Consider the following 23,991-nt stretch of genomic DNA (forward strand, 5'->3'; position numbering starts at 1 on the left):
TAAACGAGTTGGTTGATCGCGCGAAGCGTCAACATTACGATATCTGCGGGGAGAATCATGCGCATCCTGAAAGTCGAAATCGGAAATTTCAGAAAGCTCGTAGCTACCCGGATTGCATTCGCCCCTGAGAAGACTGTGTTCGTTGGGGCGAACAATAGTGGCAAGACCTCCGCGATGACTGCGCTTCGCCGTTTTCTTGTTGATTCGCGGGGTTTTACCATCAACGATTTTAGCCTTGCCCACTGGCAATCGCTGAATGCTGAGGGGGAGGCCTGGGAGGTAGCCATCAAGGCGGGAGAAGCGCTCCCGACGCCGAGCCTTCTGAACTTCCTGCCGCAGCTAGATGTGTGGCTGCAGGTTGAAAATGGCGAGATGCACTACGTGCAAAGACTTCTTCCGACGCTGGATTGGAAGTCAGGGCCGCTTGGCGTTCGGCTGCGGTACGAACCCGATGAGCCAACCAAATTTCAGCAAGAGTACATTGCCGCGAGAACGAAAGCTGCTGACACTACCGCTGCCGCGATCAAGGCTGCGGAAGGGAAAGGCGATCTGCCTCAGCTCGAACTTTGGCCGCTGAACTTGGTTGACTTCCTTGATCGGCGTATGCGGTCCTTTTTCAAGGTGAAGGCCTACCTCTTGGATCCCGCGAAACTGGTGGATCCTAAGGATGGCCTAGCTGAGATGCAGGTTCTTCCGGAGGGTTTGGACCCCGTCGAGGGAAACCCGCTCGATGGCCTTATTCAGATTGACGAGATCAGTGCGCAGCGAGGCTTTGGCTCTCCTACAACTCCGCGCGTTCAGCGTGACGATGCCGGCGCAGAAGCCAGGGGTGGGCGCCGCCTCTCGACGCAATTACGCTCCTACTACGACAATCATCTCGACTGGCAGGACACTCCGGAATTGTCCGACATCAAGGCCATGGAAGCGCTCGACAAGGCGCGCAAGGCCTTTGACGAAAGGCTATCCGAGTCGTTCGACAAAGCGCTGAAAGAACTTCAGAGGCTTGGTTATCCAGGCATCTCTGACCCCAAGCTCAGAATCGCGACCAAGCTCAAATTGCAGGACGGTTTGAGCCACGATTCCGCGGTTCAGTATGAGATCCCAGCTGCGGCGGGCGGACAGGCGTATCGACTGCCTGAAGACTCCAATGGGCTTGGCTATCAGAACCTTGTCTCGATGGTCTTTGGTTTGATGAGCTGCCGTGATGCGTGGATGCGCGTCGGGAAAGCAGCCGCCTCAGGTGACGATACTAAGCCTCCGCCACCGTTGCACCTGATGTTGGTGGAAGAGCCCGAAGCCTATCTTCATGCACAGGTGCAACAGGTCTTCATCAAGCACGCTTACGATGTCTTGCGGAACAATCCGGCACTTGGAAAGTCGCCCAACTTTTGCACGCAGCTCGTTGTGAGCACACACTCCAGCCACGTCGCTCATGCCTGTGATTTTGCTGCGCTACGCTACTTCCGTCGTCTTTCGCCTACAGGGAAACGCAAAACCCCAACCGCGTGCGTGATCAACCTTTCGTCGGTGTTCGGGAAACCAGATCAGACAGCCAAGTTCGTTGCTCGCTACCTCAAGGCCACGCATTGTGACCTGTTTTTCGCTGACGCAGCCATATTCATCGAGGGCAGCGCAGAGCGGGTTTTGGTGCCGCATTTCGTGGGGCAGATCGACGCGTTCGAGTACCTGCGGAGTTGTTACATCACATGGCTCGAAGTAGGCGGAAGTCATGCGCATCGGTTCAAAGAGCTTGTGGAGGCGCTAGGTCTGACAACACTGATCGTCACCGATCTAGACGCCAAAGACCCAAATACCAACAAGGTCGAGAGGCCAGTGTTGGGTAGGGGGCTTGAGGCCCGCAACGAAACTCTGCGGACCTGGGTGCCAAATCAGACATCAATCGACGCCCTCATGAAGCTTGAGGAGAAGGATAAGGCGCTTGTCTATCCTAATGGATATGCTGTTCGTTCGGCCTACCAGACCAGTGCGAAATTAAAGATTGGAACGACCGAGGTAAATATTCACGCGAATACGTTCGAGGATGCGTTATTTTATCGAAACTTCGACTACTTTAAGGGACGGAAGGCCACAGGCCTTGCGGGCAAGTTCCAGAAGATTGCCGATGATGTGAAGGATGCTGGCGACCTAGCAGCGAGGGTGGCACTAGCGATTGACGATGGCAACAAGGCTGAATTCGCCTTGGAACTGTTGTTCAGCGATGATGTCGAGAAGCTTAGCGTCCCTGACTACATCGGACACGGACTGCTTTGGCTGAAGGAACAGCTTGAGCGCAAAGAAGCGGATCTTGCTCCGAAGGCCGGTGCAGCATGACTGCGGCAGCCGAGATAGCGAACGACGACCTTGATCTGCACGTAGACGAGGAGCTCAAAAAGTGCCTCGACCCCCAGGCACCGCAGAGCTTCTTCCTATTTGCTGGAGCAGGCTCGGGTAAGACGCGCTCGCTGATAGCTGCGCTCGATCATCTGCGCAGTACGATGGGAGGGAGTTTAAGAATGCGCGGCCAAAAAGTCGCGGTCATCACATATACGAAAGCGGCGCGCGATGAGATTATCCGCCGGACCCAGTTCGATTCTGTAATTGTCGTCTCGACGATCCATAGCTTCGCCTGGACGCTGATCGAAGGATTCAATCACGATATCAGAGAATGGCTGCGTGTCGCGCTGAACGACGACATTCTGGATCTGCAAGTCAAGGAGGCGAAGGGACGCGCAGGCACCAAGGCGTCTTCGGAGCGTCTCGCTGATATCGCTTCCAAGCAAAGGCGCCTTGCTCGGCTCGATACCACGAAGAAATTCGTCTACAGCCCAGACAGCGACAACCGTGGATGGGACTCACTCAACCACGCGGAGGTGCTTAAGCTCGCTGGCGACTTTGTGCAGACCAAACCGACGCTGCGGCAGATTCTGCGCGATGGCTATCCGTACATCCTAGTCGATGAGAGCCAGGACACTAATCGACATATTTTAGAGGCTCTGTTTACCTTCCAAGCCGCGCACAAGAGCGAAGTCGTCGTTGGTCTCTTCGGAGATATGATGCAACGCATCTATGGTGATGGTCAGCCGGGCCTCGGCGAAAATCTGCCTGCGGATTGGGCCACTCCTACGAAAAGGCTGAACTTCAGATGCCCGCGGCGAGTGATCGAACTTATAAACAAGGTCCGTGAAGCCACTGATAAGCAAGCCCAGATTCCTTGCAGCGTAGCTCAGGAAGGCCATGTCCGGATGTTCGTGTTTCCCTCTGAGGGAACAGATAAGGCTGCAGCGGAGGAGGCGATCTGTGCACACATGGCAGGTCTCACCACAGATGGGGGTTGGTTGGATGAGGACGCAGTCAAGGTCCTCATCCTAGAGCACCGCATGGCAGCCCTCCGGATGGGCTTCGATGATCTGCTGGCAGCGCTCTATCCGATTGCACAGTTTCGAACCGCGCTTCTCGACGGGACACTTCCGTTGGTCAATTTCTTCTCGAACCTGATCCTGCCGCTCTGGGATGCCAAAGACGATAAGTTTGGTATCGCGCGGATCGTTCGCGAGGCATCGCCGCTCGCTAGCGCGAGCGCATTGAAAAATGCTGATGACCAATTTAAGCAACTTGCCAAGGCGCAGGCCGGAGTCGATGCCCTTGTTGGGCTACTTGATGGGAATCCGGCGGTCACGTTCAGCGAAGTTGTTCAAAATGTCGCTGAAACCGGACTGTTCGAGATTCCAGATCTTTTCAAGGTGGTGCTGGCTGGTGCCGACATTGAGGTGGCCGATAACGACGGGGAGGAAGAGCGAACCGACCGCGATAAGGGGGTTGCGGCGTTCTTGGCTGTACCATTCGGACAGGTGCGAGCTTATGCCAAATATGTGGGCGGTAAGGCTCGTTTCGATACCCATCAAGGGGTGAAAGGCCTCGAATTTCCGCGTGTGATGGTCATTATGGACGACCGCGAGGCACGCGGATTCCTGTTCAAATACGACAAGCTCTTCGGCGGCGGAGCAGAAGACAACCAGACGGCTTCGACGCGTCGTTTATTTTACGTCACGTGCAGCCGTGCGGAACGATCCCTTGCTTTGGTTGCCTACGCAGAGCGCCCTGAGTACGTCAGAAATCAACTCTTGATGAATGGCTGGTTCAAGCCGGAGGAGATATTTCTTGGCCTACCGTAGCAGGCATCTTCGATGGTTCCTACCAATACGGCGGAGGCTGTTTGAACCGCCCCGGATTTTGTGGAGGCTCCAACCTCTGAGAGAATGGAGCTATGAAGAAGCAAAACAAGTTTTCCCCTGAAATGCGTGAGCGCGCCGTGCGTATGGTGCAGGAACACCGTGGCGAGTATCCGTCGTTGTGGGCGACCATTGAATCGATTGCCCCGAAAATAGGCTGTGTACCGCAAACCTTGAACGAATGGGTGCGCAAGCATGAGGTTGATGCAGGCGTGCGCGATGGGGTGCCTAGCGCCGAACGGGAACGCGTCAAGGCATTGGAGCGCGAGGTGAAGGAATTGCGCCGCGCCAATGAGATTTTGAAGCTGGCGAGCGCTTTTTTCGCCCAGGCGGAGCTCGACCGCCGGTTGAAGTAATCCGGCGGTTTATTGACGAACATCGGCACACCTACGGGGTCGAGCCACTTTGCAAAGTCTTGCAGATTGCCCCGTCGGGCTACCGACGTTATGCCGCACAACAAAGGAATCCGCAATTGCTGTGCGCACGCGCCAAGACGGATGCGGTTCTGATGCCCGAGATTCACCGGGTTTGGGAGAAGAACATGAAGGTCTATGGGGCGGATAAAGTCTGGCGTCAGCTTCATCGCGAAGAGTACGCCGTGGCACGCTGCACGGTAGAGCGGTTGATGCGACGCATGGGCATCCAGGGAGCCAGGCGTGGCAAGACGGTGCGCACCACCGTAGCCGACACCGCAGCACCTTGCCCGCTAGACCATGTCAATCGCCAATTCAAGGCCGACCGTCCCAATCAACTGTGGGTGTCGGATTTTACCTATGTATCGACCTGGCAAGGCTGGCTGTATGTGGCCTTCGTCATTGACGTATTTGCCCGCCGGATTGTGGGCTGGCGTGTCAGCAGTTCCATGCATACCGACTTCGTGCTCGATGCCTTGGAACAGGCGTTGTATGACCGTCAGCCGCAGCAAACCGGTGGTCTGGTACACCACAGCGACAGGGGTTCTCAATACGTCTCCATCCGCTACACAGAGCGGCTCGCCGAGGCCGGTATTGAGCCCTCTGTGGGTAGTCGCGGAGACAGCTATGACAACGCCTTAGCGGAAACCATCAACGGCTTGTACAAGGCTGAAGTGATTCATCGACGTGGCCCCTGGAAAACCAAGGCATCCGTGGAGTTGGCTACGCTCGAATGGGTCTCGTGGTTCAACCACCACCGCCTGTTGGAGCCCATCGGTTATATTCCACCGGCGGAAGCTGAAGAAAATTATTATCGGCAACTGACTGAAAAGGTCGCCGTCGAGGCCTAACTTAAACCAACCAGCCTCCACGGAACCCGGGGCGGTTCATTCAGCCAGTGGTCCTCATGCTTCGCAGAGGACCAGACGCTGACCGCTGCCTTGCTCGACCGTCTGCTGCATCACGCCCATATCGTGCAGATTGCCGGGGAAAGTTACCGGCTTAAGGACAAGCGAAAAGCTGGGAATATCAAGATCAGGACTTAGGTTTTTTGATGCCGGGGTGGGTCAGTTTTACTCCGACGATTCCGACGAAAGTGGGTCAGTTTTCAACCGGCGTTGACAATTAGTTCTTTTCCACGGGGTGTTTTATGATGTCAGCGAAGATTTATTCTGCAATATATTGATTTAAAAGTATATTCTATGTCGATTGATGTTGGGGTGGGAATGGTTTTCTGCAAGCTGATTCCTGGGATGATTAATGGCCTTAGCCCAGTTTTTTTGCCAGATCTTCAGCTCTTGGGTGATAGTAGCGCTTCAACATTCTGAGATCGCGGTGCCCAGTCACTGCTGATAACTCAAGCACATTCGGTAGCTTATCCGCCAAACGGGATGCGGCCTCATGGCGCATATCGTGGAAATGCAGGTCGTCGAGAAAGCCGGGAAGAGGTGGAGTCCCAGTACTTTGGCAGTCCGAGATATATTTCTCTTTCGCGCGTTCGATGGCTCTGACATAACCCTTCTTCAACGCGGCTGCAGTGGTTTTGAAAACGGGGCCAGACGCTGATGGTTTTGGCTTACCCGGCTCGGTTTTGGGATAGGACGGTACTCTTTGCAAAATCGCTACGGCACGTGTCGAAAGGGGAACTGTGCGGGAGTCGCCATTCTTTGTGTCAGGCAGGTACGCTGTCTGACGCTCCAAATCGACATGCTCCCATTGCAGCGACAATAGCTCCCCACGTCGCATGGCGGTCTCCAGGGCGAGCTGTACGAGAGGCAGGATCCATGGATTGCGGATGCCTGCTGCCAGGGTGCCGTTGGCGTTTCTTTCTTCACCACAAGTTAGGGCGGCGAACAGGTAGCGCTGTTCGTCAGGGGAAAGCCTGCGTTCTCTGGGCCGGGAGTGTTCTGGTCGCTTCACGTAGGGGAAGGGGTTTTCGACGTGAATACCCCATTCACGCCGGGCATGATTCAGCACTGCGGAAAGCAGGTTGATTTCCCGGTTGACCGTGGCACCAGTGACTTCTTTCAGGCGGCGATCCCGCCATTTCGCGATCTCAGTGCTGCTGACCGCTGTCATCTTGAGTGAGGCAAGAGTCTTATCGCGTAGCAGGACGTTGATCTTGATGGATTCGATTTCGGCTGATTTCTTGCTTGGAGTGACTTCCTTCTGGTAGCGTTTCAGGATGCTGGCGAGAGACGTTTTGTCCGCCTCCTTTCGGTCAACAAAGCCTGAGGTCTCCAGCTCCCGTTCGATGGTGCGCACCCACTTCTCCGCATCCTCCTTGTACATGAAGGTGCGGGACTGGGACGGAAAGCCTTTGCGTCGTACCTTGGCCTGCCATTGAAGCTCCCCTCGTTTGGTGATCGTGCCCATTCATTGTCCCAAATGTGTCCCAATAAATGAGTATATTATACGTACGCTGTTTATTTAAGCCATTATTTGGATGAATGACCATGCCTTCACACGGCAGGGGTCACTGGTTCGAACCCAGTACCGCCCACCAGAATTTAAGAGCCATATCAAGCATTTAGCTGATATGGCTCTTGTTCGTTCTAGATGTCGATTTGGGGTGATCTTCAGCAATCCCTGGGTGGCTCCAGGCTCCACCCCGGGAACGGGATCAGAGGCGAAACAGGCTGCGGATGCGTGTCAATATGGCATCTTGTCGCTGCACCGTCCGGGTTTCCCGCAATTCTTGTTGCAGCGTGCTGCGCTGCTCGTTGCGCTCGGCCAGCAGGTGGGCGAATGAGTCGGCGAGTTCGGGGCGGTTTTGCAGCATGATCTGGAAGGCTTCCTTGCTCAAGGCATAGCACTCCACCTCCCCGCGCGCACTGAGCGTCGCACTGCGGGGCTCGCCTGTCAATACGCTCATTTCCCCCATGATCTGTATGGGTTCGAGCACGGCCAAGGGGTGGCGCCCGTCCTCGCCGTCCAGCCAGACGTCCACCTGCCCGCGTACCAGGATGAACAGGCAATCCCCCACCTCGCCCTGTCGCGCGATGGTGGAACCCGTGGCGTAGGGGGTTGCCCGCAGTTGCCCTGCCAGTTGTCGGCGCTCGTCCGGGGTCAGCATGCTGAATAGCGGCAGCCCGGCGAGCACAGACTCGAGCCCGTTGAGGTCTGATTCGCGCGGTTCACCCGCCATCGCTGCATTCGCCGCGCGGTGGATGTCCCGGCGAGGTGCCGCCATGCGCCAGCCCTGCCGCCGAAACAGTGCATGCAGGTGTTGGCGAATCAAGGAGTCGCAGGTGCCTGGCGTCTCTGGGTCCGTCAGAAGGTAGCGCACGGTGTACTGCAGCATGCCATCGACGAAATCGCTCACGATGCAGCTTGGCGCGGGGTCCTTGGCGATGCCAGGCAAATCGGCCTGCGCCAGCGCCTTTTGCACTTCGTCGATGACACGACCGGACGGCATGTCGAAGCCGCAATAGAAATTGACGAGGCGCACGCGCGCTGGCGACGACGGGCCGCCGGTGAGCGTGATCCTGGATTTCATCAGATGGCTATTGGGGATCAGCACCAGTTCTCCGAACAAGGTGCGCACGGCGGTATGCCGCCACTGGACCTCGACGACCCGACCGCTCATGGTGTCGAGCTGTATCCAATCCCCGATATGGATGGAATGGTCCAGCTGCAGGGCCAGTCCGGAGAGAATGTTTCCCAGGGTGTCCTGCATGGCGAATGCCAGCACCGCTGTCAGCACCGCCGTACTGGCGACGAGGCTGCCCAGATCCAGTCCCTCGGCCGACAGGCGCAACAGCAGCCAGACGATATAGCCCAGGAAAATCAGCAGTTCCTCGAGAATCCGGGGCGGGCGCATGCCCAGCCGGGGCACCAGCAGCCGGAACACCATGAAGCCGCCTTGGCGTATCAATGTCATGCCCAGCACGAGGACGGCCAACTGGGAAAAGCCCTTGGCCAGGCTTGCCGAGCCTGTGGCGGCGCTTGCCGCACCCATCACCACCAGGGCGACGAACAGCAGCAGCATCCGCAGCGCGAATGGCAGCGCGCGCCGCGTGACCCGGGTCAGGGTCATGCCCAGTACGATGATACAAGCCATGGCCGGGACGTAATGGGGCAGCCAAGCCTGATGCAGGTGGTCGAGGAAAATTGCCCAGTATGCGGTCATGATTTGTTCTCGTGATCGAAAATCGCTGGCCAATCCGCTGGCAGCGAGACAGGGTCTGTGTCGGTCATTCTGGACAGATAGATCGAATAGAGGGTCTCATGCTCGGGATCGTCGTTCAGCAGGGACTCGAGCCTGGCCCGGGCCGCCGGCCAGCGGCGAGCGCGGTAATCATCGACTGCGGCGGCAAAGGCCGCGACCCGGGTCCGCAGCCCGTCGGTGGCCTCTGAGAGCGGGCAGATCGGCTGGAAGATCTCTACGGGCCTGGTCTTGCCCTTGACGCGGATGCGATCCACTGGACGATACAGGAATTCGTCGGCCTGGCGGCGGGTCGTGTCGGACACCAGCACCGGCAAGCCATAGTGGCGGGTCATGCTTTCAATGCGCGAACCCAGATTCACGGTGTCGCCCAGCACCGTGTAGGCCCGCCGGTAGCTGGACCCCATGTCGCCGACGCTCATCGGGCCGGTGCTCAGTCCAAGCCCGATTTCGAAGGCCGGCAGCCCCAAGGCCTGGAACTCGCCGCGCAAGCCGATCATGCGACGCTGCATGGCGAGGGACGCGCCAACGGCATGCCGGGCGTGATGCGGATCGTCCAGCGGCGCATTCCAGAACGCCATCACCATGTCGCCGACGTACTTGTCTATCGTACCCTGATGGTCAAAGATCACCCGGGTGACGGCGGACAGGTATACGTTCAGTAGATGCTTGAGTTCAGCCGCCGACAGCGATTCCGAGATCGTGGTAAAGCCCTGTATGTCGGCAAACAGCACCGTCATCTCGCGCTGTTCGCTCTCCAGCGACACCAGATCGGGCTGCATCACCATGCGTTCCACATAGGCGGGCGGAACATACTCGCCGAACAGGTCCTGGATGGCGTGCTTTTGCCGGTTGGTCCTCAGGTAGCCGGCTATCACGTTGAACGCGGTCAGGCAGAACACCATCAGCAAGGTCATGGCCAGAGGCAGCGCGATATGGGCGTAACGCCACAGCAGCAAGTTGACTCCGAGGACCAGACCCACCCACCCCGCCGAGACCATCAGCATCCAGGTGGGTGATCGGCCCGGCAACGCGAGCATGAGCAACAATCCCGATATCAGGACCATCAGGAATGTGGCCCCTGGCTCCCAGTCGGGTGTGTAGTAGAAGACGTTCTCGCCCAGGGCCGCCTGTAAAATCGCATCCAGGACGTTGGCATGCGCTTCGACACCGGGATACGCGGTCTGTAAGGGGATGGTGCGCAGGTCGCCCAGGCCCAGGGCCGAGGTGCCCACGAGGACGAGGGCACCGTCAAGCTGCTGCAACAGCTCGGAGGGGGCATCGCCGCGCAACACGTGGGTCGCCGGGATCACCGGGTAGGAGCCCGCCTTGCCGCGATAGGGCACGAGTAACTGCGCCTGAGCATCGACAGGCACTTGCACGCGGTTTCCGACTTGTACGCCGGCCACCAGCCTGCGCGCACCCGCCTCGGCGGATATGAGCTTTACCCATGGCGCACCCAGGGCCACCCGCGACATCTCCAGCGCCAGCGAGGCATAGACGCCGTTTTCATGCTGTATCGCCAGCGGCATGCGCCGCACGATGCCGTCGGCGTCCGGGATCGCGACGATGAAGCCGGCGCTCAGGGCATTGGCGGTCAGCGGCTCTGGATTGCTGGTGAAATCCGGCATGCTCAAGAGCGGGGACGCGGCGGCGTCCTCGGCGGACAGTTCCAGGAACGGAAAGGGCAGGACGCCGGTCTTGCCGCCGTCCGCATGAAAAAAATAACCCAGCATCACCTTGCTGCCCAGGGTGTTCGCCAAGATCGTATCCCCGTCGAATGCCGGGACCAGGTCCAGCAAGGCCTGGCGCATGTCGGGTGCCCAATCGACGGCCTCTAGCAATGACTGCGCCGGATTCACGCCCGGCTCGGAAAATACCGCGTCGAATCCGATTAAGGCGGCCCCGCGATCCTGCAGGGCCAGGATCAGGTCAGCCACCTTCGCGCGATCCCAGGGCCAGCGGCCCTCGCGCTGCAGCGTTGATTCGTCCACGTCGATGATGACGATGGGAATGCGCGCGGGCCTTTGTGGCGGCAGGGCCTGGAAGCGCCAGTCATACAGTAGGGAATCGAGACGCGTGATGACGGCACTGCGCGCCGGGTCGTGTGGGTTTAGAAAGTGGATGGACACCAGCGCCCCGACCAGCAGCGCGCCGGCCAATAATTGCCAGCGGCGCCGCATCCAGGGCCAGGGGGTCTTCGCGCTCAATGTTTTACTGAGTCAGCCCGGCCGTGCCTATCACTTCTTCGCCGTTGGGGCTGCTTATGTGGTAGGACACCCCTGCTTGCTCGGCGTTCGGACCGGCCAGGAAACCATCGACATTGGCGGTGCACCCGACCGTGGTGCACTGGGTGCCTGTGACTGAGGCGGCCGTGAAATCGAAGGCCCCGGTCGTATGACTGAAGCTGGACAGGGGTGTCCCCGAGGGTGTCATTGCGTTGTAGACAACGCCGGGCATGCTCACCTGCATGTCAAAGCCATAGGTCGGCGTCGAACTCAAATCGATCTGAAGGTTGAAGGCATCCAGCGTGCCAACCTGACCGGACATCATATTCAGGCCTCGGGCCGCCGACCCGCCCGCCAATTGGTAGCTCAGGATGCCCCCCAGCGGGATCTGCGCGGCGACCGAGCCAATGATGTAAGGAAGGTACTGCCCTTGCCCTAGCGTGACGTTGGGGGTGCTGGGCACGGTGGGCAGGCCATTCAATGTGCCGCTGCCATCGGTGAACTCGCCCCAGCTGACATGACCGAGCGTACCCAGCGTGCTCGGCTCTACCTGCAGGCTGCCGATGTCATATTCCAATAGACCGCTAACGCTTGTCACTGCCCCCGAACTGGGGTCGAACTGCACCCCGAAATCATTGGGATCGGTGGATAAGTAGTAGGCCGGTCCGGCTGTAAATCCGGCTAAGCGGTAGCCAAGCCCGTCAGGTAGGAAGGGCGACGGGGTGGGGGGACTAGGCGGCCCGGACGGCGGCGGGGTTGATCCCGCCGGCCCGATGGCGGCACCCGCTACCAATGTGTGAGACAAGGGAAGATCCTGCGTGACGTCCAGGCCATAAGGATCCTGGTCGATCAGCCGCAGGGTCTCGGCCTTGTCGCCTCCGACGGCAGTGGCCAGGTATAGCGGCCCCTGCTCGGTGAACCGGGGCGCCGTGCCCAGGGTCACCTCCGCGTTCCGTCCCTCGGGCACCTCGAGGGTGCCCTGGTCGTTCGTGATCACGACCTTGCCCTTGCCGACGTGCACCCGCAAGGTATTGGGCGGATTGAGGACCGCGATATATTCCGTGCCGCGGATGCCCAATGTCGCGACGGACGTTTTCAGTTGATAGCGCTCGTGCCGGACTTTTCCGATCGAGCCTGTGATCGTGCGCAGGCCGCCACGCACCATGCCGAACACTAGGGAACCGTCCTCCTGGGCCTGGTCCTGGTGCTGGTACTCATCCACCGAGAAGGTGGTGTTCGGCATCAGCGAGACCAGACCGCCGTCGGTGAAGCGCATCTGCGCGCGGCCGTTCTCGGCCGTGTCTATCGTATCGCCGCCGAAGATATCCGCGCCCTTTTGCAACGGCCTGGAGGCCGAGCCTGAGGCCGTTGCGGTCACCACCCCGCTGGTGAAATTGACGCGTGCCGCGATCTCGGCCGCCGCCGGCGCCTGCAGCATGAGCGCGCCGAACACGGCCGCCGCCAGCCAGTGAAAAACCCGCCGCACGCACGCATCCCCGTAAGGCCCGGCCTGCGCCCTGGCTTTCCACAAAGAATCAGAAAAACTCATAGCGCAAACTCATGGTGAGGGTATGCCGTTGATAATCAAACAGTGGGATGGAAGAATCACTGGCCGCAAAGCGATACTGGGGGCGCAGCGACAGCTTGCGATTCAGCGCATGATTGACGCCGAGATACGCATCGTAATGAGTCTCGGTGCGAGACTCGAGAAAGAGGATTTCCTGCCCGTCGTAGCGGCGGCGCTCCGCGCCGACGCCCGCCTCGATCTGGGTGCGGGGCGTCGCCATCACCATGCCGCCCAGGCGCAGGCCATGGAAAGCATGCTGGAAATTGTCCGGGGCGCTCGAGTGCTTGTTGAGCTCCCGCCCGGCATACACGCTGGCATACACGACCGCGCGATTCGCGGCCAGGCCTTGGGCCCAGGACACGCCGCCGACATAGCGATGCGCGTCGCGCTCGCCCATCGAGGGGTAGCGCAGTTCACTGACCTGGCCAAAGGCACTGAACTCGGCGCTGTCTGAAACCGTATACGCGTATTGACCCAATACACCGAGCAGGTTGCGATAGTCGTGGCCACCCAGGTTGTAGTACTGGCCCAGGAGTTTGCCCGTGAATTGATGGCGGGAGGTCTTGTAGGTGAGGCCCACCCCGGCATCGGCCACCGCGCTGTTGTAGTCGTGTGTGTTCCAGTATCCTGTGCCGGACACGTTGCCGTCGGCGATGAAACGCCAATTGCTATTCAGAGGCGTCGAGTAACGGATATTGAATGCCGCCTGATTGAATCCGCTGGCCCGCTCGCGCCCTTCGCGGCTCAAGCGCATCCGCTGGTTGTTGAACAGCGGTATCGCAAGACTGTCTTGTGACGTCGCGTTATTGATGTTGCTGTCATACCCTATCCCTAGCTGCACATACGAGCGCAGACGGGTATCGTCGTGCCCGGACTCGGTGCCCGTGAGCTCATCGAGATAGTCGGTGATCACCGACGCGAGCTGAACCGGAGGGGCGGACTGGGCCAGGGTGTCGAGTTCGAGGCGGGCGCTGTCTGTTTCGGTCAGCGCCATATGGGCACGAGCCATGCCTAGGCGGCATAAGCCGTTGTCGGGTTGCACCGATAAACAACGCTCGAAGGCAAACGCGGCCTGGGTTCCGTGACCAGTGCCCAGGGACGCCTGTCCGAAGAGGAAGTCGTAGGAAGGCTCCCCGGAAAGGTCATCCTGCAAGGGCAGCAGGATCCGGTGGGCGGTTCCCGCCTGCCCGGCATTCAGCCAGTCCCTGGCCTGAGCAAGCGCGTCCTGATGGGTCTGGAGCCAGACGGATGAGGGCGTGGGTTGCGCCATCGCCTGACCCATTCCCCATGTGGCCAAGCCCGCACATAGAAAAAGCGCGCAAGCCCGCCCCCCTTGCCGCATCCCTGCAAGCCGGTCAATCATCTGCTTTCCCCTGCCCCGCCGGGACTGCTTTTTATTAGAAATTCTGATTAAACCATCATTTTCCATGAAGCTATGTTAAGTTGCAATCTTTTATACTTTATCTACGGTGATTTCCGCTAAAACAGCCGGTATCCCGCGAGATTTTCAAAATGAAAGACACTCCCCCCCCGGACCAGTCCATTGTTGTCGTACAGGTGACGGATCCGCACTTGTACGAAGATCCCTCGGGATGCTTGCTGGGCGTCCAGACCGACGCCAGCCTGCGCGGGGTGCTGCGGCATATCATCGAGTACCAGCCGGACATTGGCCTGCTCCTGGCAACCGGGGACATCAGCCAGGACGGCAGCCTGGCCGCGCAGCAACGATTTCTGCGGCTGGCCGCCGATGTGCCCGCCCCTTTGCGCGGACTGCCCGGAAACCACGATGCGGGGCAAGCCTTTCACCAGGCCTGGGGCGAGCAGGCCGATCCCGTCAAGGATATCGGGCGCTGGCGGCTGATCATGCTGGATACCCGGGTTCCGGGCTCCAATGCCGGGCGTCTGGCCGAGGCGCAACTCGAGCTGTTGCTTTCGGCGGCACAAGAGGCGCATGACAAGCACATACTGGTCGCGCTGCACCACAACCCCATCGCCATGGGCAGCGCGTGGCTGGACACGATGACGATCGCCAACGCGTCGGCCCTGTTCGACATCCTCGAGCGATTGCCGCGGGTCCGGGCGCTCCTCTGGGGGCATGTGCATCAGGAATATGACGGCTTCCACGAGTGCGCCGATCGGGCCGGGCGGCAATCCCCCGGGGTCAGGCCGCCTGCGCGCCGCGGCCTGCGCCTGTTGTCCACGCCGTCGACCTGCGTGCAGTTCACCCCCGGCAGCCGGACATTCAGCCTGGACAGCGCGGCGCCCGGCTACCGCTGGCTGGTGCTGCATCCCGACGGCCGCTTGGATACAGGGGTGAGCCGTGTCGATGGCCTGGGCTTGAAGCCCAGCCTGGACAGCGCGGGCTATTAGAAGCGTCTCATCGAGGAAACCCCCGGCGTGGATATCGTGCCTGCGGCAGACTCTCGCCTTGGATTGGCGAAACGGGCCGACATCGGCGTGACCTCCCGATATGTGGGCCGAGGCGCCATAGCATGCGTATACACTACGAGATTGGCCATGGTTGGAAAACCAGGGAGGAGACCCATTTCATGAACGCTGCCAATCCACAATCGACAATGATGACCGGGGCGCCGGACTGGGTGCGCCACGAGCGCCTGAAGGCCTGGGTACAAAAGATCGCCGCACTGACCCAGCCCGACCGCATCGAATGGTGCGATGGTTCGAGCGAGGAATACGACCGGCTGTGCGAAGGCCTGGTGCAGGCGGGGACGCTACGCAGGCTCAACCCCGCAAAGCGGCCCAATTCCTACTTGGCCTGGTCGGATCCGGACGATGTGGCGCGGGTCGAGGACCGCACCTTCATTTGTTCGGAACAACGGGAGGACGCGGGCCCCACCAACAATTGGGCGCCGCCGGCGCAGATGCGAGAGACGCTCGATGGCCTCTTTGAGGGGTGCATGCGAGGCCGCACCCTGTATGTCATCCTGTTTTCCATGGGACCGCTGGGCTCCCCGATCGCCCACATCGGCGTCGAGCTCACCGACTCGCCCTATGTCGTGGCCAACATGCGCATCATGACGCGCATGGGCCGCAAGGTCTACGACGTGCTCGGTGCCGATGGCGATTTCGTGCCCTGCGTGCACTCCGTGGGTAAACCGCTGCAGCCCGGCGAGGCCGACGTGCCCTGGCCATGCAACGAGACCAAGTACATCGTTCATTACCCCGAGACCCGCGAGATCTGGTCCTTCGGTTCGGGCTATGGCGGCAATGCCCTGCTGGGCAAGAAATGCTTCGCCTTGCGTATCGCCTCGAACATGGGCCGCGAGGAAGGCTGGCTTGCCGAGCACATGCTCATCCTTGGGGTGACCTCGCCCCAGGGCAAAAAGATGCATGTCGCCGCGGCGTTCCCCTCGGCCTGCGGCAAGACCAATTTCGCCATGATGATTCCGCCCGCATCGCTGCCGGGATGGAAGGTCACCACCATCGGCGACGATATCGCCTGGATCAAGCCGGGGCTCGACGGCCGGCTGCGGGCCATCAATCCCGAAGCCGGCTATTTCGGCGTCGCGCCGGGCACCAATGAAAGGACCAACTACAACTGCATGGCCTCGCTGCGCGGGAATGTGCTGTTCACCAACGTGGCGCTGACCGACGACGGCGACGTCTGGTGGGAGGGCATGGGGCCGGCGCCCGCGCATTGCATCGACTGGCAAGGCAAGGACTGGACGCCTGACTGCGGGCGCAAGGCGGCGCATCCCAATGCGCGCTTCACGGTGGCGGCCGAGCAAAATCCCGCCATCGATCCGGAATGGGACAACCCCGAGGGTGTTGCCATTGATGCGTTCATCGTGGGGGGGCGTCGCGCCGACACGGTGCCGCTGGTGACCGAGGCCCGCAACTGGGTGGAGGGCGTGTACATGGCGGCGACGCTGGGCTCGCAGACTACGGCCGCGGCCGTCGGCGCACAGGGCGTGGTTCGCCGGGACCCTTTCGCCATGCTGCCATTCTGCGGCTACAACATGAGCGATTATTTCGCCCATTGGCTGGCGCTGGGCGAGAGGCTCCAGGCGGCGGGTGCGACGCTGCCGCGCTTCTTTGCCGTCAACTGGTTCCAGACCGACGATGACGGCCACTTTATCTGGCCCGGGTTCGGCGAGAACATGCGGGTGTTGAAATGGATGCTCGAGCGCATCGAGGGCGCCGCTGGCGGCAGCGAGTCGCTGCTGGGCACGACCCCGCGCTATGAGGACATCGCCTGGGACGGCCTGGATTTCAGCCGGGATGCCTTCGCTCGGATCACCGCCATCGATGAGGAGGCCTGGCGCAAGGAACTGGCCTTGCATGCTGAATTATTCGACCGGCTCGCGCGGGGCCTGCCGCCCTCATTGCGCGACCATCGCGCGGACCTTGCTGAGCGGTTGGGCTAGGACCGTCCGGCTCGGAACGCCAAAGCCCGCGTCCCGGCGCGGGGTAACCGTGCGGCCTCTGGGCGCCGGCACGCGTTCCGGCCCTGGGTCGTCATGCGCTCAGCGCATGGGTTTGGCCCAAATAATGCAATAGATATCTGCCCGCAGGGCACATACACTGAATCTCCGGATCAGCCGGCCTTTGGATCAGCACTGCGCCAGAGGCCGTGGACAAGGCACGATCAGCCAGGCGAACCGGCGCGGTCGCCCGCGCCGACCGTCAGGAGACCAGACATGGCCCACCCTCAGCGAATCGGCAGGACGATCGAGGATTCCACACCCTATTGGCCCGCGGAGCCCGCCGCGCCGCGAAATGCGCCCAATGTATTGATCGTGCTGTTCGATGATGTTGGGTTCTCGGATTTCGGGTGCTATGGTTCGGGGATCCGCACGCCAGCCATCGATGCACTGGCCACCGGCGGCTTGCGGTATTCGGGGTTCCATACGACCGCGATGTGCTCGACCACCCGTGCGTCCTTGCTGACGGGCCGCAACCACCACTCGGTCGGGATGGGCTGCCTGGCCAATTTCGACAGCGGCTATCCGGGCTACCGGGGCAAAATCTCCAAGGAAGCCTGCACGCTCGGCGAGGCGCTGCGCCCCGCCGGTTACCGGAACTATTTCGTCGGCAAGTGGCACGTGACGCCGATGAGCGAGGGCGGGTCCACGGGGCCCTTTGACGGCTGGCCGCTGGGCCGGGGGTTCGACCGGTTCTATGGATTCCTGAACGCGGAAACGGACCACTATTCGCCCGAGCTCGTCCAGGACAACACCCACATCGCACCGCCCGGCGATTACGCGAGCGGCTACCACTTGAGCGCCGACCTGGTGGACAAGTCCATCGGTTTCATCGCGGACCACATCGCGCAGAAGCCGATGGCGCCCTGGCTGACCTGGCTGGCTTTTGGGGCCTGCCACGCGCCTCACCAGGCGCCCAAAGCGCTCATCGACCGCTACGAGCCCCTCTTTGCCGATGGCTGGGATGCCGACCGGCAGCGGCGGCTGGCGCGGCAGATCGAGATGGGTCTGGTCCCCTCGGGCACGGTGCTGCCTCCGCGAAACGATGGGGTGCGACCCTGGGACGAGCTGTCGGGTGATGAGCGCCGCCTGTTCGTGCGCCTGCAGGCGGCGTACGCGGCGATGCTGGATCATGCTGATCAGCAGATCGCGCGCCTGGTGGAATTCCTGCGCACGACCGGGACGCTGGACAATACGATCGTGATCGTGATGTCCGACAACGGTGCGAGCCAGGAGGGTGGGCCGCTGGGGGCGGTCAACACTCTGGGCAGCTACAACTACCAGCCCGAGTCGCTGCGGGAAAAACTCGAGCGCATCGAGACTATCGGCGAACCCGGCAGCCACTCGAACATCCCGCATGGCTGGGCGATGGCGTCCAATACGCCGCTGAAGCGCTACAAGCAGAACACGCATGGCGGCGGTATCCGGGACCCCTTTGTCATATCCTGGAACCGGGGGATCGCGGCCAGGGGGGAAATCAGGCACCAGTTCGTCCATGCCTGCGACTTGTTCCCGACGCTGCTGGATGTGATCGGCGTGCGAAGCCCGCAACTCGTCAATGGCATTGCGCAGATACCCATCGAGGGGGCGAGTTTCAAGGCATCCTTCGCCGATCCCGATGCGCCGGCAAAGAACGCGCCGCAGCATTTCGAGATGTTCGGCCATCGCGGCCTATGGCTTGGGGGCTGGAAAGCCGTGGCCTATCATCCGCCCGGCACGCCGTTCGAGGACGATCGATGGGAGCTCTACCACCTGGAGACGGATTTTTCCGAAGTCCGTGACCTGGCCGCGCAAAAACCCGTCCTGCTCGAGGCGCTCAAGGCGATCTGGTGGGAACAGGCCGAGAAATGCAAGGTGCTGCCGCTGGACGATCGCTTCGGCCCGAGGTTTGCCGAGAACGCCCGGCGCATACTCGGCGAGCGCCGGCGGTTTGTCTTCCACCGCGGTGTGGGACACGTCCCGACCGACTTGGCGCCGGACGTCAGGAGCCGCAGCTACACGATCCGGTGCCACGTGGCGCTCGAGCCCGGCGCCCAAGGGGTCCTGATTGCGCATGGCGATGCCACCACCGGCTATTCGCTGTATGTGAAGGACGGTTACCTGTTCCACGACCTGAACCTCGGCGGCAGCCATGAGATCGTTCGATCCGTCCAGCGGGTGCCGCCGGGCGCGACGACACTCGGCCTGCGGGTCGGACGGCTTGAGCGCGGCGCACTGGGCGAGGCCCTGCGCAGCCGCTATATCCTGCTGGTCGACGACGAGCCGGCGGGTGAAATCGAGAGCACGCGCCACTTCAAGTCCCTGATCTCCTGGTCGGGTTGCGACATCGGCTGCGACAGGGGGTGCGCGGTGTCGCTGTACGAGGCGCCGTTTCCCTTCACCGGCCACTTGTCCAGGGTGGTGGTCGACCTGGATGACGATCAGGTGCTTGACGGCGAGACGGTCGGCCTGGCCGAGATGGGCCGCGAGTAGGTCGGGTGGGTGCTGCTGCGCCGTCGAACGGGTCGGCGTCTTAGCGCAGCGACGCGCCAACCGCCGTTGCGATGTCGACGAACTTCTCGATGGCGGGCGATACGCGCTCGCTAGGGCGGATGACGCCCAGCGTCAGGCGCGGGCCGCGGCCCCGTAGCCGGCGGTATGTGGCCAGCGGGCGGGCGTAATGCTGCAATTGTGAGGCCACAAAGCCGATGCCCATGTCGCTGGCCGCCATGGCAACGATGGATTGGGCCGGCGCGGCCTCGATGATCTTGCGGGGGCTGAAGCCCGCTTGGTGGCACAGGGTGATGATCTCGTCGTACAGGCGCGGGCCGACGGCTCTGGGAAACAGTATGAATGTTTCCCCCGAGAGATCCTCGAGTGTCAGGACTGATTTCCCGCTCAGGGGGTTGATGTCCGAGAGCACGACGTCGAACGGGATGGCCGAGATCACGCGGCAGGCGAGCGCCCGGTCCTCGAGGGGCGGGTGCACCAGCCCCACTTGGATGTCTCCTCGCCTCAGCGCGTATTCCTGGTCCGCCGTCGTCATCGACCGGACAGTGAGCGCGACCTTGGGAAATGCTTCTGAGAATCGCCGGGCAATTTCGGGAAAGATGACGAACAGCGCGGTGGCCGTGACACCGATACTCAGTTCGCCGATCGCGCCGCGCTCGATCTGCCGGGCGCGATCGACGATATCGGTCATTTGCAGCAGCAGCTTGTATGCCTCTCTGCGAAAGAGCTCGCCCGCGGGCGTGAGGGAGACGTTTCGCTTGTCGCGGTAAAAGAGCTGGACCTGCAACTCGTCCTCCAGTTGTCGCAATAACTGGCTGAGTCCCGGTTGGCTGATGTGGCAGCGTTCGGCCGCGCGCCGGAAATTCAGCTCCTCGGCCAGTACAACGAAACATTGCAGGCGCCGCTGGTCCATGGGGTCTCCGTTTTTTTGCCCGTTCTAATAAGTACTAATTATTATTAGATCATAAAACATAATTGGACTCTCTCAATGAGCGGCTTGTAGGATGCCCTCAAGGAGACAAGACAATGAAAATCATTATGGTCGGCGAGGCGGCCAATCACCGGGACGCGCTGGCAGCGGGCTTGCCCGCCGAGTGTGCATTCCTTGCCCTGCCCCGCGAGGCGGCGCACAGTGGGGAGCACGACGCGGCGATCGCCGCCGACGATGTGCTGATCACCCTGCGCTTCTCGCGGCCGCGGGGGGAAATGCCGGCGTTTCGTTTGTTGCATGTTCCCGGCGCCGGTCTGGACGGCATCGCGCTTGACACCCTGCCGCCTTCGGCGACGGTGTGCAATGTCTTCGAGCACGAGATTCCGATCGCGGAATACGTCCTGTTGACCATGCTCGATTCCGAGATTCGCCTGGCCGAGATGCGTCGGCGGTTCGTGACGCAAAATTGGTCCGAGGCATATCGCCATCGCGTTCAACATGGCGAGATCCATGGTAAGACCATCGGCCTGATTGGCATGGGCCGCATCGCACGGGCCATCGCGCAGCGCGCCAAGGCGTTTGGCATGCGGACGATCGCCACCGATCCTCAGGGCGGCGTGCTGCCTGGATTGATCGACGACTTTGCGCCCCCGGGCGAGCTCGATCGCTTGCTTGGCCAGGCCGATTTCCTGGTGATCGCCTGCCCCTTGACCGAGGCGACGCGGGGCATGATCGGTGCCGGGCAACTGCGGCGCATGAAGCCTTCGGCGGTGCTGATCAATGTATCGCGCGCCCCGATTGTCGAGGAGGGTGCCTTGTTCGCTGCTCTGAAGGACGGGACGATCGGCGCTGCGGTGCTCGACGTGTGGTATCGCTATCCCTCCGCGGCCGACGATGAGGTTGCGCCAGCGGATTATCCCTTCCATGAGCTGCCGAATGTCGTCTGCACGCCGCATTCTTGCGCTTGGACGACGAATCTGGCGGTTCGCCGGTACGGGTTTATTGCGGGCAACATCCGGCGCCTGATAGCCGGCGAGCCCTTGCTCAACGTGGTCCGGGCGCCGTCGGCCGGACGGCCATAACAGGGAGTATCGGGAATGCCGGGGAAAGAAAGCGCCGTGCCGATCAAGATTGTCGACGTGACCACGATGGTGGTGAACGCCGAGATGCGCAACTGGATTTTCGTCAAGGTGACGACTGACCAGGACGGGCTGTATGGATGGGGCGAGGCCAGCCTCAATTGGAAGACGCGCGCGGTCGTCGGGGCTGTGGAGGATCTTCGGCCTCTGCTGATCGGCCGCGATCCGCGCGATATCGAGCAGATCCTGCGCGCCCTGAACAAGCACAGCTATTATCGCCTTGGCATCATCGGTGCCACGGCCATCAGCGGCATCGAGCATGCGCTGTGGGATATCTTTGGGAAAAGCCTGGGGGTGCCGGTTTGGCGTTTGCTGGGCGGCAAGGTGCGCGATCGCGTCCGCGTCTATACCCACCTGGGCATGGGCGATATGAAATCCGTCTACGAGACCTTCGATGAGGGCGCCCTGGTCGATCGCGCCCTGGCCGTGATCGACCAGGGCTATGACGCGCTCAAGGTCGTCTTCATTCCATACTCCCATTATTCGATTGGCAACGAGGCGCGCCGCGATGTGGGCCGGCGCATGCGGGTGCTGCGCGAGGCGGTCGGCGACGAGGTGGACATCATGATCGATTTCCACGGCCGGCCCGCCTCGATATCGGCGGCGCTGCAGTTCATCGAAGAGCTCGTGCCGTACCAGCCGATGTTCTGCGAGGAGCCCGTGCTGCCTGGCGATGCCGAGGCGCTGCGCGCCATCACCGCGCGCGCAGCTTGTCCCATCGCCGCGGGGGAGCGACTGGTCGGGTTCAAGGAGTTCGAGCCGTTGTTCCGCGCCCAGGCGGTCAACATCATCCAGCCGGATCTCAATCATACCGGCGGCCTGCTCGAGGGCAAGCGCATCGCGCACGCGGCCGAACATGCATTCATGGGGGTCGCGCCGCACAATCCGAACGGCCCGATCGCCGGCGCCGCGGCCCTGCATTTTGATGTGTCGACGCCGAACTTTGTGATCCAGGAGGAAATGTCCGGTGCGGTGCCTTGGTACGACGACGTGGTCAGCACGCCGATGCGGCGGATCGGCAACGCGTGGCAGGTTCCCGATGGCCCCGGGCTGGGCGTCGAGGTCAATGAACGCGAGGCCGCCAAGCATCCGTTCAAGCAGGAAGTCATGCATGCGGCGGGCGCCGTGCTCGAGGATGGGACCATCGTCGACTGGTAGCGGTGCGTGGAACGGGCGCCGTGGTTTAAACGAATCGATTTCGAGGGAGCAGCATCGATGAGCAGCAGTGAGAGGGGGGAGTTCGACGGGGCTGATTTCGCCACGCCGGGCGGTGTCTACAATGCGATGCCGCCGCGTATCGTATTCGGTGCGGGAGCGGCCGTCCGCGTGGCCGAGGAGGTGGCGCGGCTGGACGCCCGGCGGACGTTGGTGGTGTGCACGCCAGGGCGCAATGAGATGGCGCATCGGGTCGCGGATCGCCTCGGGGACTTATGCGCTGGCGTCTATCCCGAGGCGGTGTCACAAGTGCCCATCGAGCTGGCGAGGACCGCGCGCGCCCATGTCGCCGAGCATGGGGTCGACTGCCTGCTCGCTGTGGGCGGCGGCGCCGCCATCGGTTTGGCCAAAGCGGTGTCCCTGGAGACCGGCAAGGCCTATATTGCCATCCCCACGACATACTCCGGGTCCGAGATGACAGGGTTTTGTGGCATCACCATCGACGGTGTCAAGCGGATGCACACCAGCCTGCGAATGCTGGCACATACTGTGGTTTATGATCCCGAGCTGACCTTGAGTCTGCCGGCGCAGGTGAGCGCCGAGAGCGCCATGAACGCCATGGCGCATTGCATCGAAGCGCTGTATGTGTCGACCGCCAGCCCGGTGATCGCCACGGCAGCACTCGAGGGGATCCGAGTCCTGCGCGGCAGTCTGCCGCGTGTCATGCGCGATCCCTCGGATTTGCAGGCTCGCCGCGGTGCGCTGTATGGCGCCTACCTGGGCGGCGTCGCGCTGACGGGCGGGTTCGCCCTGCATCACGGCGTCGCCCACGTCTTGGGCGCAAGCTATGGAATACCCCATGCCACGTCGCACTCGATCGCCTTGCCGTACGTCACGGCCTTCAACGAGACGGCATGCCCGGCCGTGATGGCCAAGGTCGCCCAGGTGCTTGACGCCGATACCGCGGCCGGTGGCGTGTACGATTTCGCCCGGTCGGTGGGCGCCCCGGTCAGCCTGGCCGATCATGGCATGACGAGCAGGGATATCGAACGTTGCACCGAACTGGTGATCGAGACCGACAACGGCTTGAACCCCCGTTCGGTCCAAGCGCGGGGCGTGCGCTCGATCCTCGAGGCCGCCCTTTCCGGAGAACGACCGCGGGCCGAGGCGTTTGCGGCGTGATTTCCTTCACACACCCCTTACAAGAACAATCCATACGACCAAGG

Annotated in this window: 15 protein-coding genes, 1 pseudogene and 1 other annotated feature; of the genes and pseudogenes, 10 read left to right on the plus strand and 6 right to left on the minus strand. The window is 61.4% G+C overall.

Annotation, left to right across the window (positions count from 1 at the left end; all coding sequences use genetic code 11):
* The first annotated feature begins 57 nt into the window (after positions 1–57).
* The 4 genes and pseudogenes from ABS761_RS07555 to ABS761_RS07570 form a co-directional block, all read left to right on the plus strand.
* Positions 58–2,331 carry an AAA family ATPase gene (locus tag ABS761_RS07555; RefSeq protein ID WP_350407508.1) on the plus strand — a complete coding sequence of 758 codons (2,274 nt, stop codon included), beginning with the start codon at positions 58–60 and terminating at the stop codon, positions 2,329–2,331.
* Positions 2,328–4,172, plus strand: a complete 1,845-nt coding sequence (locus tag ABS761_RS07560; RefSeq protein ID WP_350407509.1) for a UvrD-helicase domain-containing protein — start codon at positions 2,328–2,330, stop codon at positions 4,170–4,172. The genes ABS761_RS07555 and ABS761_RS07560 overlap by 4 nt, the downstream gene beginning before the upstream one ends.
* Positions 4,173–4,264: 92 nt before the next feature.
* Positions 4,265–5,493 (plus strand): IS3 family transposase gene (locus ABS761_RS07565; RefSeq protein ID WP_350407510.1). Its coding sequence is split into 2 segments (ribosomal slippage): positions 4,265–4,544 and positions 4,544–5,493, totalling 1,230 coding nucleotides; the frame shifts between segments, so codons are not numbered across the junction.
* Positions 4,543–4,659: a sequence feature (AL1L pseudoknot), on the plus strand. Its footprint overlaps the gene before it by 117 nt.
* A 39-nt stretch (positions 5,494–5,532) precedes the next feature.
* Positions 5,533–5,688 (plus strand): annotated as a pseudogene (locus ABS761_RS07570) (ATP-binding protein); the annotation flags it as partial.
* A gap of 220 nt (positions 5,689–5,908) precedes the next feature.
* Here the strand turns inward: ABS761_RS07570 and ABS761_RS07575 are convergent.
* From ABS761_RS07575 to ABS761_RS07595, 5 genes are all read right to left on the minus strand, one after another.
* Positions 5,909–7,018, minus strand: coding sequence for a site-specific integrase (locus tag ABS761_RS07575; protein ID WP_350407511.1), 1,110 nt, complete (start codon positions 7,016–7,018; stop codon positions 5,909–5,911).
* A 247-nt stretch (positions 7,019–7,265) separates the two neighbouring features.
* Positions 7,266–8,774 (minus strand): cyclic nucleotide-binding domain-containing protein, encoded by a 1,509-nt coding sequence (locus ABS761_RS07580; protein WP_350407512.1) that lies wholly within the window; start codon positions 8,772–8,774, stop codon positions 7,266–7,268.
* Positions 8,771–11,020, minus strand: coding sequence for a CHASE2 domain-containing protein (locus ABS761_RS07585; RefSeq protein WP_350407513.1), 2,250 nt, complete (start codon positions 11,018–11,020; stop codon positions 8,771–8,773). Before ABS761_RS07585 ends, ABS761_RS07580 begins: the two co-directional genes overlap by 4 nt.
* A gap of 4 nt (positions 11,021–11,024) precedes the next feature.
* Complete coding sequence (locus tag ABS761_RS07590) at positions 11,025–12,587, minus strand: FecR family protein (protein WP_350407514.1); 1,563 nt, start codon at positions 12,585–12,587, stop codon at positions 11,025–11,027.
* Complete coding sequence (locus ABS761_RS07595) at positions 12,574–14,034, minus strand: porin family protein (RefSeq protein ID WP_350407515.1); 1,461 nt, start codon at positions 14,032–14,034, stop codon at positions 12,574–12,576. Before ABS761_RS07595 ends, ABS761_RS07590 begins: the two co-directional genes overlap by 14 nt.
* 83 nt (positions 14,035–14,117) lie before the next feature.
* Between ABS761_RS07595 and ABS761_RS07600 the strand changes: the two genes are divergently transcribed.
* The 3 genes from ABS761_RS07600 (at position 14,118) to ABS761_RS07610 (ending at position 19,522) form a co-directional block, all read left to right on the plus strand.
* The gene (locus tag ABS761_RS07600; protein ID WP_350407516.1) at positions 14,118–14,975 is read left to right on the plus strand and encodes a metallophosphoesterase; all 858 of its coding nucleotides are present in this window, start codon (positions 14,118–14,120) and stop codon (positions 14,973–14,975) included.
* Positions 14,976–15,154: 179 nt separating this feature from the next.
* Positions 15,155–16,993, plus strand: coding sequence for a phosphoenolpyruvate carboxykinase (GTP) (locus ABS761_RS07605; protein WP_350407517.1), 1,839 nt, complete (start codon positions 15,155–15,157; stop codon positions 16,991–16,993).
* A 273-nt stretch (positions 16,994–17,266) separates the two neighbouring features.
* Positions 17,267–19,522, plus strand: coding sequence for an arylsulfatase (locus tag ABS761_RS07610; RefSeq protein ID WP_350407518.1), 2,256 nt, complete (start codon positions 17,267–17,269; stop codon positions 19,520–19,522).
* 40 nt (positions 19,523–19,562) lie between these two features.
* Here ABS761_RS07610 and ABS761_RS07615 read toward each other — a convergent pair whose 3' ends face one another.
* Entirely contained in the window at positions 19,563–20,453 is an 891-nt protein-coding gene (locus ABS761_RS07615; RefSeq protein ID WP_350407519.1) for a LysR family transcriptional regulator, read from the minus strand.
* 113 nt (positions 20,454–20,566) lie between these two features.
* Here ABS761_RS07615 and ABS761_RS07620 point away from each other — a divergent pair, with 113 nt between their 5' ends.
* Genes ABS761_RS07620 through ABS761_RS07630 form a run of 3 tightly spaced genes read left to right on the plus strand, consistent with a single transcriptional unit; the run spans position 20,567 to position 23,947 of the window.
* Positions 20,567–21,553, plus strand: coding sequence for a 2-hydroxyacid dehydrogenase (locus ABS761_RS07620; RefSeq protein ID WP_350407520.1), 987 nt, complete (start codon positions 20,567–20,569; stop codon positions 21,551–21,553).
* Positions 21,554–21,589: 36 nt separating this feature from the next.
* The gene (gene dgoD / locus ABS761_RS07625) at positions 21,590–22,768 is read left to right on the plus strand and encodes a galactonate dehydratase (protein ID WP_350407521.1); all 1,179 of its coding nucleotides are present in this window, start codon (positions 21,590–21,592) and stop codon (positions 22,766–22,768) included.
* A 57-nt stretch (positions 22,769–22,825) separates the two neighbouring features.
* Positions 22,826–23,947 (plus strand): maleylacetate reductase, encoded by a 1,122-nt coding sequence (locus ABS761_RS07630; RefSeq protein ID WP_350407522.1) that lies wholly within the window; start codon positions 22,826–22,828, stop codon positions 23,945–23,947.
* The last annotated feature ends 44 nt before the right edge of the window (positions 23,948–23,991 follow it).

It is taken from the genome of Castellaniella sp. GW247-6E4 (assembly GCF_040276065.1).
In the GTDB taxonomy this organism is placed as follows: Bacteria; Pseudomonadota; Gammaproteobacteria; order Burkholderiales; family Burkholderiaceae_B; genus Castellaniella.